This window comes from Amycolatopsis nigrescens CSC17Ta-90, from assembly GCF_000384315.1.
Lineage (GTDB): Bacteria > Actinomycetota > Actinomycetes > Mycobacteriales > Pseudonocardiaceae > Amycolatopsis > Amycolatopsis nigrescens.
Map to the genome: position 1 here is coordinate 8,588,978 of NZ_ARVW01000001.1, position 14,475 is coordinate 8,603,452.

Consider the following 14,475-nt stretch of genomic DNA (forward strand, 5'->3'; position numbering starts at 1 on the left):
CGCCTGATTCTTCAACTCGATCGGGATCGACGCTCACGCCACAGCCGCGCGATCCCGTCCGCCGCAGTTTCGAAGTCCTCGTGCTCCCACACCCGCACGACGAGCCAGCCCGCGGCTGCCAGTTCGGCGTCGGTATCGCGATCGCGCCGCACAACTCCCTCCAGCTTGCGGCGCCACCACTCCCGATTGTTCTTCGGCGGATGAGCGTGCGCCGGGCACGAGTGCCAGAAGCAGCCGTCGACGAACACAGCTATGCCCGCTGCCGTGAGGAGAATGTCAGCGCGACGGCGTCTGTTCGTTCCGGGAGGGGAGGCGTCGACTAGGAACCTCAGCCCCCTGCGGTGCAGCGCTCTCCGCAACCTCAACTCCGGCTGCGTGTCCCGACGTCCGGTCCTGCGCATCACCCTCGCTGTCGCAGGAGATGTCGCCTTCGGCGTCGGTCCCGGATCGATGTACTGGTAGGCACTCATGCTCCCCCTCGAACGTCGCATCAGCTAAGGAGACCGCTACCTGAAGCCTTCAGCCGCTGATCACGAATAACAGAGCACCACGACAAGTACGATCATGATCTTCTCGAGGTATGGTGCATCCCGCATCGTGCGCGATGACGCGGCCAACTGGGAACCAGGACTTCGACTTGCTCGGCCGGGAGCGGCCCGCGAACACGCCGTCCGCACGCGAGTCGCAGGTCGGCGAACCGCGGGCAGCGTCACCACCCGACACGGCTCAGCGGGTCCGGTAGCGCGCGTAGATCAGCCCGCTGTCGAAGGCACGCTCCTCGACCAGTTCGAGATCGAGGCGCACGCCGTCGGGGAAGAATCGCTTGCCGCCGCCGACCACGCTCGTGGTGATGAACAGGTGGTACTCGTCCACCAGGCCGGCCGCGATCGCCTCGGCCGCGAGGTTCGGGCCATCGACGGTGAGGTCGTGATCAGCCTCGGCCTTGAGCTTGCGCACCGCGTCCGGGTCGAAGGTCCGCTCGATCCTGGTCTTCGCGCTGGACACCGACTCCAGCGTCGTGGAGTACACGATCTTCTCCGCGGCCTGCCAGTCGCGGGCGTACTGCAGGATGTGCGGCGGCTGGTCGGGCTCGGTATGCGCGGTCTCCCAGTAGACCATCGTCTCGTACATCCGCCGGCCGTAGAGGTACGTGCCGACTGGGCGGAAGAGGTCGTTGACGAAGGTGTGCACCTCCTGGTCGTCGGCCCCGACACCGAGGTCGCCCTCCGCCGCCTCGGCGTAGCCGTCGAGCGAGGTGATCATCGAGTAGATGAGCTTTGCCATGTCTCTCCTCCGGGTTCCAGCGCGGCGGGCTGCCAGCGGTCCTGCGGGTTTGACCTCCGCACGACCCGAAACTCATCGGTCGGCCAGTGGAGCAGTCCACGCGCCGCGATCGTCGATCGCCACCGCCTCGCGAGCTGACCCCGCGCTGACGCCGGGACCAGTCCCGACGGGCCGTCGTACCGTGCTGCGGTGGTGACCAGGTGGGGAGGACAGCGACATGCCGACATCGGCCGAGGACGACCACAACCCGGGACACGGGGCCTTCGGACCGGACCCTCGCGACTTCGTCCGGCAGGGACCCCCTACGAACACCCAGCCTGCTCGCTTCGGGCGGGCCCGGATCGGCAGGCGCGTCCTGTTCAGCAGGCCGGGACGGCGGCGGCACCAGCTGAAGTTGTGGTCGGCCGCCTTGGTTGCCGCCGCCGCCCTGGCCGGCATCCTCGGGGCGATCTTCGGGTATTCGGTCGTCGTCATCGTGATCAGCGCCGCGGTCGGGCTCGTCATCGGAGGTTTCGGGCACACCGAGGCCGACCTGCTGTTCCGGATCACCGACCGGGGCATCAATCTGGGCGTGGCAGGGGGATCGTTCCGCTGGGCGGACATCACCAGCCTGACCCTGGTCACGATGCCGTGCGAGGGCGCCGAGTACGTGGGCCCGAGCGGGAACGTGAACACCCAGTGCCCGCGATGTGGCAAGAAAGGCTTCCGGGCCAGCGCCGCGCTCGAACTCCACGGCGCCGACGGCGGCACCGTCGCTCAGCTCAACATGGCCTACGTGACCGCACCCGGCACCATCCACTGCCTTGCCTGCCTGGTGAGGAAGCAGGACGCGAACGTGGTGGGGCCCTACGCTCGACGCCGCATCGCCCCGCCGGTCGGCTTGGCCTTCCTGGACGAAGGCTGGGACCGATTTTCCGAACTCGTCACCGATGTCGCACCCCACGTCAAGCTCATCAAGCACTCGCCGCGAACCTGAACCGCCGGACGGCTTGCCGAGGAGACCACCTTGACCGGAAACCCCTTGGGCCCGCTGGTCCGAACCCATGAAACCGATATCCGCGCCCGGCGGACCCGAGTCCTCAGCGCGGTCGGCGCCGGGTTGTTGCTGACGACCGCCGCGGTGGCGCTCACCGGGTGGCTCTTCATCGCGCAGGACATCAGGTTCCTGGCCATGTTCGTGTTGGTCCCGCTATTGGGCGGTCCCGGGACCGTTTGTCTGTCGACCGGGATTTCGAAGCTGGGACGCGCCCTCGGCACCGGGCGGGAATATGTCGAACTCCATGAGCGGGGCATCGTGCTCCACGTCGACGAAGAGTCGACGACGATCAAATGGCGCGATATCCACCGGGTGGGCAAACGGGGGCATCGGGCGAACTCGCTCGAACGGATGGCGGGCGTGGACCTCCAGTGGAAGATATGGATCACCGACGGCCGGACCACCTGGTTCGACGGCAACACCGAAGACGCGGAGGAACTGGCCGACGTCATCACCGCCGCCTGGCAACGGGAGCAAGACAAGCGATCACCTTGAGCAGGAGGGGAAGCCGGACCTGCTCTGTCTTGCCGGACGTCACTCCGGCCATGATCGTTCACGCAACGAGGCAGTCCGTGCGGCGATGTGCCCCTGACGACAACCTGAAGCCGGTCCCGAACGCGGCAGCACTCGCAAGAGTCGCCGATCGGGCAGAGGTCCGGCCGGCCCAAGACCGTCTGCACGGTGAACCCGGCCGAGGTCAAAGCTCGCTGGAACGGATTGGACACCGGCCCATCATGCGCACCTCGGCCGGGACCCCTCCCGCCACGGCGAAACCCACCAGGCCAGGACGGCCACCGATGGCCAAGGCGCCGGGAACAGCTGTGGCCCGATCCGCACCAGCGCGAGGCGCGGTCATCGACCCTCCCGATGGTCAGGAATCAGGAACCCGCGCGCGGTCAAGCAGGCAAGAGTCCACAGTGGAGTGCCAACTGCCACGCCTCGGCGACCGCTTCTCGGTGGCGCCGCGCCGGACCACGACTCCCCAGAGGAACAGCCCGGCCGTGGCTGAGGAGTGAGCCACCGGCTCGGTCGTCGAGCGCGCCGTCTGGCATGGCCTTCGCCGGGATCCGTTCATGACAGGCTGGGGGCATGCGCTGGCTGATTGCTGTGCTCGTTGCCGCTGCCGTCGTGGTCATCGGCCTCCAGGTGTTCGACGATGTCTTCCACACCCCGGCCGCGTTCTGCCCGGACGACGTCGATGGCGACGATCCGCACGGCCGCTCCGAGCTGGACGCGCACCCGCCGGACGGTGTGCTCCTGTACGGGGTGGGCGAGGACGGCATGGACGACCAGACCAGTCAGATCGCGACCCGCTTCCCGTCGGATTTCCCGTACCGCCCGGCGCTGGTGTGCGAGTACCTCACCATGTCCGACGAGCAGATCTCCGCGTGCCCGACCTCAGGCGGTGAGACGATCCCGGTGGTACGGACCAGGTACGACTACAAGGTGTACGCCATCCCCGGCAAGGAACTGCTCGGCGTGTTCGACCTGCCCGGTACGCCCCTGTGCGGCGGCATCGTCACCCAGCCGGAAATCCCCGCCGAGCCTGACTACTCCGCCGTCGTCGAGCGCCTGGCGCCGCTGCTGCGCTAGAGAAACCGGATCACCAGGCCATGACCACGAGGGCTCGAAGGCTCGTCGCCACCAAACGTTGACGATCACAACTCACCCGGAAACCGTCCACTCGGCTGGGCCGACCGCTCGTTGGCGGGTAGGCGGTCGATCGAGGCGCGAAGTGCTCTTCGTTACAGCAGCACAGGCGCGCGTTGACCTAAACCAAAGTTAAGGTTGCAGGATCAGTCCATGGCTGATGATGACGCGTTGACGGATGTGGTGGCTCGGTATGAGACCGCGTTCAATGTCAACGATGCTCGTGCGATGAACGACCTGTTCGCCGCGGATCCGATCTTCGTGAACGTCGCGGTCGTCCATGTTCGTCAGCGCCCGGCCAATCCGGACGGATCCCTTCGACCGGTGGACGGCCAGGAGCAGGAGAGCGTGCTGGTGTTGGTGCTGGCCAGAGAGACTGATGGCTGGCATATCCGGGTGGGGCAGAACACGGTGGTCGCATGATCACCGCCGAGGTGTGGTTCGACATCGCATGCCCGTGGTGCTACATCGGCATGCGGAAGTGGGCGCAGGCCGTGGCCGGCAGCGGTCAGCGCGTGCGCACCCGATGGCGATCCTTCCAACTCCGTCCGGACGCCGCCCGAACACCGGCCAGGTCCCTGCCCGAGATCATGAGCACTGATTGGGGCCTGAGCGCGACGGAGATCGACCAGATCTTCACCCGCATCCGTCACGCCGGCGCCGAGCATGGCCTCGTCCTGCGCACCGAATCGGTGCACCCGGTGAACACCATGGACGCGCACCGCCTCGTGCACCACGCCGCCAAGCACGATGTGGTCCCAGCCCTGCTCGAGCGGCTTTACTTCGCCTACCACACGGAATTGCGCAACATCGCCGACCACGACGTGCTCACCGAACTCGCCACCGACACCGGCCTCGTCAAGGACGAGATCGTCACGCTGCTCGCCGGCGACCAGCACGCCGACACGGTGCTGACCGACCACGCGGAAGCCGACAAAGCCGGGGTCACGGCCGTACCCGGCTACCGCATCGGCGACCGAACGCTCTCCGGAGCGCTACCGGTGGACGAACTTCGGGCGCTACTCAGTGGCCGTTCCGTGAACTCCGATTCGGTTGTGCCGTAACGGTTTCGGCGTGGCGCGAGGGTGTCTGGGCCGATCAGGGGCTGAAGTGGGTTCGTCATGTTGAGTATCGGAGAACTCGCTTGCCGCGCCCGAGTCTCGGTCGGGATGCTGCGTCACTACGACGTCGTGGTCGGTGCGTTGCTGCCGGTGTAAGAGGGCAGGTCGGCCACGAGTTTGGTAAGGGCGGGATTGCCGGAGTAGCGGCGCGCGTGTAATTCGGCGATCTTCTCGGCGATCCCGGGGTCGTCGCTGTCGGTGGTGTCGTAGGAGACGAATTTTTCCACCAGCGGCAGGCCGATATGGTCGGTGTGCGTGTGCGACGGAGCCGTCAGATATTCCCAGTACCCCTTCAGGTCTTCGATGACGAAGACGGCACTGTACTCGAACTCGCCACCGATATCCTTACCGACGACATAACGTATCACTGCGTCGATTTTCTCACCCTGGTTACGCAGGCTCGCAAGAGCTTCCGCACGCTGTTCGTCGGTTGCGGTCGTTTTGAAGATTATCCGGTTGTGGTGGTAAATCATTGTTCTCTCACCTTCTGGTGACGGTTGACGAATCGCCCCGGGTCGCCATGGCCTCGGTGGCCGGGGAGTTGACGGTGGTCAGGGAGCCGGACCAGTAGGCGAGCAGGGCAGCTACCGCCTGATCGGCCAATCGCAGCGCGCGGTCAAATCCGATGTCCGCGAGTAAACCGATGCCGGCCAGGCCGTGCGTCGTGGCCCAGAGGAGGTCGCATGCGTCCTCGACGCTACGCAGGCGCACTGACTCAGCAGCCGCCCACTCCTGGATGACCTGCCCGGTGAACTCGATCACCTCAGCGGCGGCCCGACGCCGTGCGACAGCGTCGACCACCGCGCCGGGCGGGCTGGCCATCAACTGGTAGAGGCTGGGCTGGGACCGGGCGAACTCGAGATACGCGACCGCCGCGAGACGCACTCCGTCGGACGCCGGACCGGCGTCCACCGCGTCCCGCATCCGCCGCAGCAACGCCGCGTTGCCCCGGTCCAGGACGGTGTGCAGCACCGCGTCCTTGTTCTCGAAATGCTGGTAGATCACTGGCGCGCTGTAGCCGATCTCGGCGGCGATCCGCCGAATCGTCACCGCTGGCCACCCCTCATCCTCCGCCACCCGGCTCGCGGCCGACAAGATCTCATCGAACGTCCGGCGGCGCACCTCCTCTCGCCGCCCCATGGCCAACTCCTAACGTTGTTAGATTTCCTAACGACGTTAATGTTAGCTCGCGTCGGGACGCTGTCAAGCCGCATCGCGCGCTGCGGGCACCTGCCGCGGCGGCGGTTGGTGATCAAGGCGGTGCGCCAAACCGGTTTGTGGTCTGTGGTTCCAGATTCGGGGGCAACGCCAGGTGTCCGGACAACCGGGGGAAGCTCACTCGCCTTCCACATCCTCGGAGCCACCCGCTCGACTCGTTGGCAGTCGACCATGCCGGGGCGTGGGTATCCCACTCGATCGCGACATCGCTCAGAACAGGGTGGCGGGCTCAACCGGTTCGGGCTCGGCCAGTGGGTCGAGGCTGGGCACGAGCGTTCGCACGTCGTCGTGGAATCGGCGGGCAAGTGCGGGCGCGTCGTCGTTGTCGGGGGTGTGCAGGAAAACCGTCGGTGACCGGCCCTCACGTAGCCAGCCGGCGACCACCGCGGTCCAGACCTGCCATCCCTCGACGGTCTTCTCGATCGAGTCGCGGCCCAGGTAGCGGACAATGGGTCGGTCGGTCAGTGCCCGTGTGCGTCGCGGCAGCCGTGGTTTCTTGGCCCAGGCGTCCTGTTCGGCCTCGCTGGTTGGCGGGCTCTGGAAGAAGGCCGTGGTGTCGAAAGGCAGCCATTCGGCGTTCGCGTCGGCGAGCGTTGCCTCCAGCAGAGATGTGGAGACGGTGTTGGTGAAGAACCCAGGGTGACGCACCTCCACGGCGCGCCGGCGGTCGGCGGGGAGCCGGCGCAGGAAACGGCCGAGGGCATCGACGTCCGAAGGGCCGAACGAGCCGGGCAACTGGGTCCACAGGACCGCCCGTTCGCCGAGGGGCTCGATCGCATCGAGGAACGCCCGCATCTCGGTCTCGACACCGACCAGCCGGCGCTCGTGTGTGACGACCTTGGGCAGCTTGACCACGAACCGGAAGCCGGGGTCGGTCTGCTGCGCCCACGTCGCGACTGTGGCTTGCGTGGGGATCGCGTAGAAGGTGGTGTTGCCCTCGACCGCGTTGCACCAGCCGGCATAGGCACGCAGACGCTGGTTGGCCGGCAACGACTGCGGCAGGAACCGCCCAGACCACGCCTTGTGGGTCCACATCGCACAGCCGACATGAAGACGCGCCACTCCGCCAACTCCCATCGATCGCGAGTGAAGATAGCCTGTCGCCAGCTCGGAGAGACGGCGGTAGCCGAACACCCGCTCATGCCGCGACGAGGTCGTTAGTCATGCTCACGGCGTTCATCGTCGTGGGCATGACTACTTCAGATTGTCGCCGGACGGCGGTTGTCAGTAACTTCTACCGCACCTGTGTGATTGACGCAGTTCTGGCACCTGACCGTCACCGAGTGGGACCTGGCCCGTGCGTCCGGCCAGGCCGAGTCGCTCGATCCGGCCGTGCACGACGCGCTGGCGCGCTGGGCCGCACCACCTGACGGACGTGGCGATTCGGCGCTCGATATCGCGCCGGAACCGAGTCGATTTCCAGCCTGACGGTGGCACGGATGTGCCCGGTTCTGGATACGCGCGGAGAGCACGCGCATTGTCGGATTGATACCAGGCTCGCGCTGCGCCCTGGACGATCAGAACGGAGATATTGCGGGCTCAGCGTGGGCTGTTCCGGCTCCGGTAGGCCGCGACGCTGGCCCGGTGTGCGCAGGTTCGGGTGCAGTACTGCTTCGAGCCGTTGCGCGAGAGGTCCACAAAAGTGGCCCGGCAGGTCGGCCCGGCACATGCGCCGAGGCGAGCGGGACCGAGCGTGGCGATCACGGAGGCCAGTGCGCTGAGCGCAGTCGCGGCAAGGTGCGCCGAGCAGCGGTCGGTGTCGGAGGTCACCTCGGTCAACCAGCGGTCGTCCTCGCGACGCAGTACCGGGGTGGCGCGGCTGCGACGCAGACCCTCGTTGATCAGAGCCGCAGCTTCGACCGCGTCCGCGTTCGCCCGTTCGAGAACCTCACGCACCGTCTCGCGCAACGCGCGGACTTCCGCCAGGTCGGCGCGGGTGAGATGCCGCGTACCGGTCCCCTGGTTCGCGGCCGAACTCGGAGGCTCAGCCGCGGGATGGTCGTCAAGGAAGTCCCGGAGCTGCTCCACGGTCTCGAGCGCGTCCTCTCCCTTGATCGGCCGCAAGGTGTTGGCCAGGTCGACGGCCGTCTGGACCGCCGAGGTGGTGTAACACGCATCAAGCATTTGACCTGTCTCCTCACCGTTCCGTAGCGTGACATCCATAGTAGCTTTCACGTGTCACAGAACGTACCCGGGGAGGAGGCGACGATGCCGCAGACGATCCCCGTCGTCGGAGCCCCCAGCGGAGGATCGAACCACGCCCCGGACGAGCGTCGGCTGGGGCTGACATTGGGGATGCTGGTGCTGCCGATGTACGTGGCACTGGGAGCGCCGTCGGTGGCCCTGCCTGCCATCGGCCGCGCACTCGAGGTGCCGTTCGGGGCCACCGCATGGATTCTCGCCGCGTGGTCGCTGACCTCCGCGCTTGCGATGCCGGTCGCGGGTCGGCTGCTGGTCCGCTGGAGCCCCTTCCAGGTCCTCGTCGCCGGGGTCATGGCGCTCGCCGCGGGCTCCGCGCTCGCCGGAGCCGGGCCGACGCTGTCCGTCGTGATCATCGGCCGACTGATCGGCGGTGCCGGGGCGGGCGCGACCGTGATCGCCGTCTTCGCCGCGGCCACCGCCCTTCCCGGGCGGCAACGGATCCGCGCCCTGGGAATCATCGCGGCCGCCAGCGCGACAGCGTCGGGGTGCGGGACCCTGTTGGGCGGAGCGGTGACCGCATGGCTCGGGTGGCGTGCCGTGCTCGCGATCCCGGTCCTCGCGCTGCCCCTGCTGCTGGCCGCGTTGCCGAGCAGGCGCGCGCTGAGCGGTAGCGGCGAGCGAAACGGCTCGACCGGACGACTCGATATCGTCGGCGCGGCCCGGCTGTCGGTACTCGCCGGCTCCTTGATCACGTTGCTGCAGGCACACTCGGTCGGCCTGCCCGCTCCGGTCACGCTCGTCGTGGCCGCCGCCGGGGCGCTCGCCGCCGTGGGACTGTGGTGGCGCGTGCGAAGGACGCCCGACGGGTTCGTGCCTCGGCGGGTGATCGCATCCCGCGGCTTCCTGGCGGCCGGGCTCATCGGCGGGACCGTCTTCGCCGGCTACTACGGGGTGCTGTTCCGCGCCCCGTCCCTGATCGAGCAGGCCACGGGCGGTGGCCCCCTGGAAGCCGGCGTGCTCTTGGTCCCGGCCGCCGCCTGCTCGGTGCTGGCCGGGCGGCTGGTCGGCACCTTGACCGACCGGTTCACCGGCTGGCAGGTGTCGGCCGGGCTTGCGGCGCTCACCGTCGTCGGCGTGCTCGTGGTCGCGATCTTCACCGGGCCGATCCCGATTGTCGTCGGCACGGCGTTGACCGTGTGCGGGTTCGCCGGCACCCAAGCCGTACTGGTGAGCCTCGCACCGGACCTGGTCGCCGCGGACGACCGCGACACCGCACAGGGCCTGTTCAACTTCATGACCGCCCTAGGTGGCGGAATCGGTCCGGCCGCTGTCGCCGGCCTGTCCGGCATCGTGTCGGTGCCGGTGGCCCTCGCCGTGCTCGCGGCACTCCCCCTGGCCGGACTCGTCCTCAGCCTGACCCGGCGCCCCGAACCCGACGCCACGCGTGGGAGCCCGCGATGACGGTCCACCTGCATCTGATCCGCTAAAGCCTTGACCAGTAAGGAGCCTTGCCATGTCCGCCGAGCCATTCGAGGTCAGCATCACCGAAGCCGAGATCGCGGACCTGCGGGAACGATTGCGACGGACACGGTGGCCCGAGCGCGAGCCGGTGGACGACTGGTCGCAGGGGTTGCCGCTGGCTTATGCGCAGGAGCTTTGCCGCAGCTGGGCCGAGGACTACGACTTCGGGTTCGCCGAGCGGCTGAACGCCTTCCCGCAGTACCGCGACACGATCGACGGGCTGGGCATCCACTTCCTGCACGTCCGATCGCCGGAGCCGGACGCGTTCCCGCTCGTGCTCACGCACGGGTGGCCGGGTTCGGTGCTCGAGTTCCTGGAGGTCCTCGGCCCGCTGACCGACCCGCGCGCGCACGGCGGTGACCCGGCGGACGCGTTCCACGTGGTCGCGCCGTCGTTGCCCGGATACGGCTGGAGTGACAAGCCGTCGACGACCGGGTGGGGCATCACTCGCATCGCGCGCGCTTGGGACACGTTGATGGTCTCGCTGGGTTACGAACGGTACGGCGCGCAGGGCGGTGACTGGGGTTCGGCGGTGTCCGGCGCGCTGGGCGAGGTGGCGCCCGAGCGGGTCGCCGGCGTGCACCTGAACCTGGGATCCGTTGCGGCGGGCACCTTCGACAACCCGACACCAGCGGAGCTAGCGAACCTCGAGGCCACAAAGGAGTTCCAGCGCACCGGCCGGGGGTACTCGGCGATCCAGGCGACCCGGCCGCAGACACTCGGCTACGGCCTCACCGACTCCCCGGCGGGGCAGGCCGCCTGGATCGCCGAGAAGTTCTGGGCCTGGACGGACAACAACGGCCATCCCGAGGACGCGTTGTCGCGGCAGACGATCCTCGACGAGATCTCGGTCTATTGGTTCACCGCGTCGGCCACGTCGTCGGCGCGCCTGTACTGGGAGAGCTTCGCCAACTTCCGGGACAAGGTCACCGCGCCAACCGGGCTGTCGGTCTACCCACGTGACATAACCCGCCCGTCGCGGCGGGAGGCCGAGCTGCGGTTCACCGACCTGCGCTGGTTCGAGGAACTGCCGCGAGGTGGCCACTTCGCCGCACTGGAGCAGCCGAAGTCGCTGGTCAAGCAAGTGCGCGGGTTCTTCCGCCTGTTCCGCTGACTGTCCGTGTCGCGCTGGTTCATTGGGCTAAGGCGGCGACGAGTTCCTCACGGCTGTTCACGCTGGTCTTGCGGTAGATGGCTTTGAGGTGATCGGTGGCGGTGTGCGGGGAGATGCCGAGGTGCCGGGCGATCTGCTTGGTCGGCAGGCCTTCCAGAATCAGCTCGACGACGGCTTGCTCTCGGGGAGTGATGCCATGCCAGGCAGCGGTCGCAGGCAGGAGGACGCGACCTGATGGGGGTTGGATGGTGATGGCCACATCACGGGCCCCGTCGATCAACTCACCTTGCAGCGACAACCACCCGTCGAGGGTGGGCACCGTGTTGATCACCGGTCGGCCCGTGCGGACGGTGGCGAAGGCGACGCTGCGCACCAGTCGGATCGACATCACTTCGTTGACCGCTACCTGGTCGGGTGACAGCTTGCGCAGCCAGGCCCGGGCGGAGTGGGTTGCGGCCTTGACCGTGAGGTGCTGGTCGAGGACGAGCACGCCCACTCCGTGCCCACCACGGGTGGGTCGCATGGGCTTGCCGACCACGAACTGGCGCAGGGCTGTGGCCAGTGGTAAGCACATGCGTTCGGCGTCGGCGATGTTCTCGGCAGAGAACGGCCTGCTCGACCGCTCCCGCAGCAGGGCCATCGCCCCCCATGGCCGGCCGCCCTGGATGAACGCGATCCGCAGCTCGCTGCCGAACCCCTCAGCGGCCATGACCTCACGCACCGGCTCGTCGCGCGGGTCTGGCAGGCCGAGGCCGAGTAGTTCGACCGGGCGGCCGTGGACCAGGCGCCCAAAGGGCGTCCCACGCCGACCGGAGAAGTCCTGAGGGACCTTGAGATACTGGTTGGCCTGGTCGGTGTAGCAGTTCTGCTGGGCGTAGAGGCAGCCCGCCCGCGCGATGGGGTCCAAGCCGATCATCTGGAATCCGTCGTGCCCGACCAGCCGCCCGACCTGCCGCGAGATGACCGCGCCCAACTCCCCCTCGGTGCCGGCCTCCGCCGCCAGCGCGGGAATGTTGCTGTGGATAGCGCCCGACGCCCTGGTCATGCACCGAGTATGACCGATGACAACCTGCAGGAACTACCACTGATGTCCCTCGGCCGCTTCCTATTCACAGGCCGCCGTCAACCCCCGGTTCCCTGGGGATGGGCACTGCCGGCGACGTTGCTGCTGGCAGCCGCCGCAGCCGGACCGGCGATCGCGTCCGCCCAGCGGTGGTGGGGAATTCATCGGTGACGCACACGTCTACACCGAAAGCGTCGCGGTGGGTGCACACCGGATGGGGCTTGCGTCGCAGCCGAAGTGGGCCTCTACGACCAAAGCCAGCTCAACCGCTACTTCCGCCGACTATGGGACACCAGCGCCGGCGCCTATGCCAAGTCGGCCGCTGAAGTCGCTCGTCGACCGTAGTAGGGTGCTGGCCATGGAGTGCTTCGCGGCGACTCGGACTCGCGCCTGAGAGATGCCCCACGGGGCGTGATCGCCGTTGCCCGACACGGGCAACGGCGTCGGATTCACACTCTCTCAAGAAAGGCACCTTCATGGACATTCGTCCACTCAGTCCCGCGGATCTCCCCGCTCTTCTCGAGCTGACGCTCAGCGTCTTCGGGCCGTTCTACGAGGACTCCTTCCGGTCGGTCGTCGGCGATACCGTTTTCCTCAATCGCCACGGCGACTGGAAGGAGGACTACCGACGTCACCTGGCCGGCATCCATGCCCCGGACAACGGCAAGTTCGCCGCCGTCGCACGGATCGACGGACAGGTGGCCGGCTTTGTCGGCTGGATCATCGAGGAAACCGAGCGTCACGGCGAAATCGACATCCTGGCCGTCGCGGAGGCGTCCAGAAGGCTCGGGACCGGCCGAGCGCTGGCAGCACATGCCTTGGCGCACCTGAAGACCGCCGGGGTGGAAGTCGTCTCCATCGGTACCGGTGGAGACGACTTCCACGCACCCGCGCGGAGCCTGTACGACTCGCTCGGCTTCACGCCGTTTCCCAACATCAGCTACACGAAGGCAATCTGAGCAGGCGGGCCATACCGGGTCGGTGTGGTCGAGGACCACGCCGACCCGGACAGCGCCGGATCGACGCCGTCCCCGACCGCTGTCACCACACCCGCAGCGCGGTCTCGTGGTAGCTGACACCGATCGCCTCAGTACGGACCAGCACCTGACCCCGGTCGCGCTGGCTGCGCGCATTCAGCAGCCCTGGGCAGCGGACGGCCCGCGAGCCGGTCGGTGAGGAAGTCCAGTGCCGGCCCGGCGAAGGACAGGTAGCCGGTGAGGTGCTCGCCGAACGGGATGTCCACGGCGTGCGCGTTCACCCCGAGCGCGCACCACTGCCGGTACAGCTCCCGGCCCTGCTGGGCGGGGATGACCTCGTCCTGGCCGGCGTTGCCGAGCAGCACCGAGGTGGTGGGGGCGAGCGCGCCGAGGTTGTTCTCGGTGAGCCGGGCCTGCCAGTCGGGCCGGCGCAGCGGGTTGGTGGTGGTGATCTCGTCGATCCGGTGCGGCAGGATCGGCGAACGGAGGAAGGCGTCGACGATGCAGGTGTCGCGGAGGGTGGCGACCGTCCGCCTGCCGAGGTCGTTGAAGTACCGGTCAAGGTGGAGTTCCGGGTAGGCGGCGTCGAACCCGATGGCGGCGTAGGCCAGCAGGAACGCCAGCGGGCCGCCGTCGTGGGTGGCTGCCAGGCCCCGCAGGTCGGCCGGTGCGGCGCCGACGGTGACGCCGGCCAGCGGCAGGTCGGGGGCGTAGGACGGCTGAAGCTGGGCGGTCCAGCCGGCGGCGTTGCCGCCCTCGGAGTAGCCGTGCACCGCCAGCGGGCCGGCCGGATCGAGCCCGGCGGGCGGGAGCCGGCGGGCGGCGCGCATCGCGTCGAGCACGGCGGGGCCGAGCGCACGGCCGACGACGTACGGGTGCTCACCGGGGGTGCCGAGTCCGGGGTAGTCGGTGAGCGCAACCGCCCAGCCGCGGCGCAGCATCTCACCGAGCAATGGTGCCTCGTACTGCAGCCCGAGCGCGAGTCCCTGCGACGGTGCGCAGCGGTCGGCCAGGCCCTGCGTTCCGGCGGCGAACCCGACAAGCGGTCGCGGCCCCGGATGCGGCGCCTTCGGCACCAGCACCGTGCCGGTGACCGCGGTCGGCTCGCCGGTCGCCGTGGTGGAGCGGTAGCTGATCTTCCAGGCGCGGGCGTCCAGCGGGATGCCGAGGAGCAGGTGCGCGGGCGCCTCGGTCGCGGATACGACGTCACCAGGGCGGCCCGGCTCGACGGCGGGCGCGGGCTGGGTGGCGACGAAGGCAGTCAGTACCGCGACCAGCACGACGAACAGGGCTCGTTTCATGATCGCTCCTCGGCGGGTGTTGCGGGTCATCGGCCGGGCTCGCCTCGT

Annotated in this window: 17 protein-coding genes; 9 read left to right on the top strand and 8 right to left on the bottom strand. The window is 68.3% G+C overall.

What is annotated here, in order from left to right:
- Nucleotides 1-11 precede the first annotated feature (11 nt).
- A complete protein-coding gene (vsr, locus tag AMYNI_RS48690; protein ID WP_342667779.1) occupies nucleotides 12-491 on the bottom strand; it encodes a DNA mismatch endonuclease Vsr in 480 nt (159 codons plus the stop codon).
- A gap of 235 nt (nucleotides 492-726) precedes the next feature.
- Nucleotides 727-1,284, bottom strand: a complete 558-nt coding sequence (locus tag AMYNI_RS0140670) for a dihydrofolate reductase family protein (protein ID WP_020673888.1) — start codon at nucleotides 1,282-1,284, stop codon at nucleotides 727-729.
- A 217-nt stretch (nucleotides 1,285-1,501) separates the two neighbouring features.
- On the opposite strand from AMYNI_RS0140670, the gene AMYNI_RS0140675 reads away from it, so the two are divergent.
- From AMYNI_RS0140675 to AMYNI_RS46655, 5 genes are all read left to right on the top strand, one after another.
- The gene (locus tag AMYNI_RS0140675; protein WP_020673889.1) at nucleotides 1,502-2,260 is read left to right on the top strand and encodes a hypothetical protein; all 759 of its coding nucleotides are present in this window, start codon (nucleotides 1,502-1,504) and stop codon (nucleotides 2,258-2,260) included.
- 30 nt (nucleotides 2,261-2,290) lie between these two features.
- Nucleotides 2,291-2,815, top strand: coding sequence for a hypothetical protein (locus AMYNI_RS0140680; protein ID WP_157357711.1), 525 nt, complete (start codon nucleotides 2,291-2,293; stop codon nucleotides 2,813-2,815).
- 594 nt (nucleotides 2,816-3,409) lie between these two features.
- The gene (locus tag AMYNI_RS0140685; RefSeq protein ID WP_020673891.1) at nucleotides 3,410-3,913 is read left to right on the top strand and encodes a hypothetical protein; all 504 of its coding nucleotides are present in this window, start codon (nucleotides 3,410-3,412) and stop codon (nucleotides 3,911-3,913) included.
- A gap of 210 nt (nucleotides 3,914-4,123) precedes the next feature.
- Nucleotides 4,124-4,393, top strand: a complete 270-nt coding sequence (locus AMYNI_RS0140690) for a nuclear transport factor 2 family protein (protein WP_084628600.1) — start codon at nucleotides 4,124-4,126, stop codon at nucleotides 4,391-4,393.
- Nucleotides 4,390-5,034 carry a DsbA family oxidoreductase gene (locus AMYNI_RS46655; protein ID WP_020673893.1) on the top strand — a complete coding sequence of 215 codons (645 nt, stop codon included), beginning with the start codon at nucleotides 4,390-4,392 and terminating at the stop codon, nucleotides 5,032-5,034. Before AMYNI_RS0140690 ends, AMYNI_RS46655 begins: the two co-directional genes overlap by 4 nt.
- A 116-nt stretch (nucleotides 5,035-5,150) precedes the next feature.
- On the opposite strand, the gene AMYNI_RS0140700 is transcribed toward AMYNI_RS46655, so the two are convergent.
- From AMYNI_RS0140700 to AMYNI_RS0140710, 3 genes are all read right to left on the bottom strand, one after another.
- Nucleotides 5,151-5,564 (bottom strand): Dabb family protein, encoded by a 414-nt coding sequence (locus AMYNI_RS0140700; RefSeq protein ID WP_020673894.1) that lies wholly within the window; start codon nucleotides 5,562-5,564, stop codon nucleotides 5,151-5,153.
- A 7-nt stretch (nucleotides 5,565-5,571) separates the two neighbouring features.
- A complete protein-coding gene (locus AMYNI_RS47635) occupies nucleotides 5,572-6,231 on the bottom strand; it encodes a TetR/AcrR family transcriptional regulator (protein WP_020673895.1) in 660 nt (219 codons plus the stop codon).
- A gap of 288 nt (nucleotides 6,232-6,519) precedes the next feature.
- Nucleotides 6,520-7,344, bottom strand: a complete 825-nt coding sequence (locus AMYNI_RS0140710) for a DUF72 domain-containing protein (protein WP_020673896.1) — start codon at nucleotides 7,342-7,344, stop codon at nucleotides 6,520-6,522.
- Between the two features lie 216 nt (nucleotides 7,345-7,560).
- On the opposite strand from AMYNI_RS0140710, the gene AMYNI_RS49480 reads away from it, so the two are divergent.
- Nucleotides 7,561-7,737, top strand: coding sequence for a hypothetical protein (locus AMYNI_RS49480; protein ID WP_157357713.1), 177 nt, complete (start codon nucleotides 7,561-7,563; stop codon nucleotides 7,735-7,737).
- A 111-nt stretch (nucleotides 7,738-7,848) separates the two neighbouring features.
- On the opposite strand, the gene AMYNI_RS0140715 is transcribed toward AMYNI_RS49480, so the two are convergent.
- A complete protein-coding gene (locus AMYNI_RS0140715; protein WP_020673897.1) occupies nucleotides 7,849-8,433 on the bottom strand; it encodes a CGNR zinc finger domain-containing protein in 585 nt (194 codons plus the stop codon).
- Between the two features lie 84 nt (nucleotides 8,434-8,517).
- On the opposite strand from AMYNI_RS0140715, the gene AMYNI_RS0140720 reads away from it, so the two are divergent.
- Together AMYNI_RS0140720 and AMYNI_RS0140725 are read left to right on the top strand one after the other, a co-directional pair.
- Nucleotides 8,518-9,912 carry an MFS transporter gene (locus AMYNI_RS0140720; protein WP_245574112.1) on the top strand — a complete coding sequence of 465 codons (1,395 nt, stop codon included), beginning with the start codon at nucleotides 8,518-8,520 and terminating at the stop codon, nucleotides 9,910-9,912.
- A 52-nt stretch (nucleotides 9,913-9,964) separates the two neighbouring features.
- A complete protein-coding gene (locus AMYNI_RS0140725; protein ID WP_020673899.1) occupies nucleotides 9,965-11,086 on the top strand; it encodes an epoxide hydrolase family protein in 1,122 nt (373 codons plus the stop codon).
- A 19-nt stretch (nucleotides 11,087-11,105) separates the two neighbouring features.
- On the opposite strand, the gene AMYNI_RS0140730 is transcribed toward AMYNI_RS0140725, so the two are convergent.
- A complete protein-coding gene (locus AMYNI_RS0140730) occupies nucleotides 11,106-12,131 on the bottom strand; it encodes a LuxR C-terminal-related transcriptional regulator (protein WP_020673900.1) in 1,026 nt (341 codons plus the stop codon).
- 494 nt (nucleotides 12,132-12,625) lie between these two features.
- Between AMYNI_RS0140730 and AMYNI_RS0140735 the strand changes: the two genes are divergently transcribed.
- Nucleotides 12,626-13,108 carry a GNAT family N-acetyltransferase gene (locus tag AMYNI_RS0140735; protein WP_020673901.1) on the top strand — a complete coding sequence of 161 codons (483 nt, stop codon included), beginning with the start codon at nucleotides 12,626-12,628 and terminating at the stop codon, nucleotides 13,106-13,108.
- Between the two features lie 128 nt (nucleotides 13,109-13,236).
- On the opposite strand, the gene AMYNI_RS46665 is transcribed toward AMYNI_RS0140735, so the two are convergent.
- Nucleotides 13,237-14,427, bottom strand: coding sequence for a lipase family protein (locus AMYNI_RS46665; protein ID WP_020673902.1), 1,191 nt, complete (start codon nucleotides 14,425-14,427; stop codon nucleotides 13,237-13,239).
- Nucleotides 14,428-14,475 lie beyond the last annotated feature (48 nt).

Coding starts and splice junctions, on each gene's coding strand:
- AMYNI_RS0140670 (WP_020673888.1), bottom strand. CDS start 1,284: ATGGCAAAGCTCATCTACTCGATGATCACCTCGCTCGACGGCTACGCC.
- AMYNI_RS46665 (WP_020673902.1), bottom strand. CDS start 14,427: ATGAAACGAGCCCTGTTCGTCGTGCTGGTCGCGGTACTGACTGCCTTC.
- AMYNI_RS0140725 (WP_020673899.1), top strand. CDS start 9,965: ATGTCCGCCGAGCCATTCGAGGTCAGCATCACCGAAGCCGAGATCGCG.
- AMYNI_RS0140735 (WP_020673901.1), top strand. CDS start 12,626: ATGGACATTCGTCCACTCAGTCCCGCGGATCTCCCCGCTCTTCTCGAG.
- vsr (WP_342667779.1), bottom strand. CDS start 491: ATGCGACGTTCGAGGGGGAGCATGAGTGCCTACCAGTACATCGATCCG.
- AMYNI_RS0140685 (WP_020673891.1), top strand. CDS start 3,410: ATGCGCTGGCTGATTGCTGTGCTCGTTGCCGCTGCCGTCGTGGTCATC.
- AMYNI_RS0140690 (WP_084628600.1), top strand. CDS start 4,124: ATGGCTGATGATGACGCGTTGACGGATGTGGTGGCTCGGTATGAGACC.
- AMYNI_RS46655 (WP_020673893.1), top strand. CDS start 4,390: ATGATCACCGCCGAGGTGTGGTTCGACATCGCATGCCCGTGGTGCTAC.
- AMYNI_RS0140730 (WP_020673900.1), bottom strand. CDS start 12,131: ATGACCAGGGCGTCGGGCGCTATCCACAGCAACATTCCCGCGCTGGCG.
- AMYNI_RS0140720 (WP_245574112.1), top strand. CDS start 8,518: ATGCCGCAGACGATCCCCGTCGTCGGAGCCCCCAGCGGAGGATCGAAC.
- AMYNI_RS0140675 (WP_020673889.1), top strand. CDS start 1,502: ATGCCGACATCGGCCGAGGACGACCACAACCCGGGACACGGGGCCTTC.
- AMYNI_RS0140710 (WP_020673896.1), bottom strand. CDS start 7,344: ATGTGGACCCACAAGGCGTGGTCTGGGCGGTTCCTGCCGCAGTCGTTG.
- AMYNI_RS0140715 (WP_020673897.1), bottom strand. CDS start 8,433: ATGCTTGATGCGTGTTACACCACCTCGGCGGTCCAGACGGCCGTCGAC.
- AMYNI_RS47635 (WP_020673895.1), bottom strand. CDS start 6,231: ATGGGGCGGCGAGAGGAGGTGCGCCGCCGGACGTTCGATGAGATCTTG.
- AMYNI_RS0140700 (WP_020673894.1), bottom strand. CDS start 5,564: ATGATTTACCACCACAACCGGATAATCTTCAAAACGACCGCAACCGAC.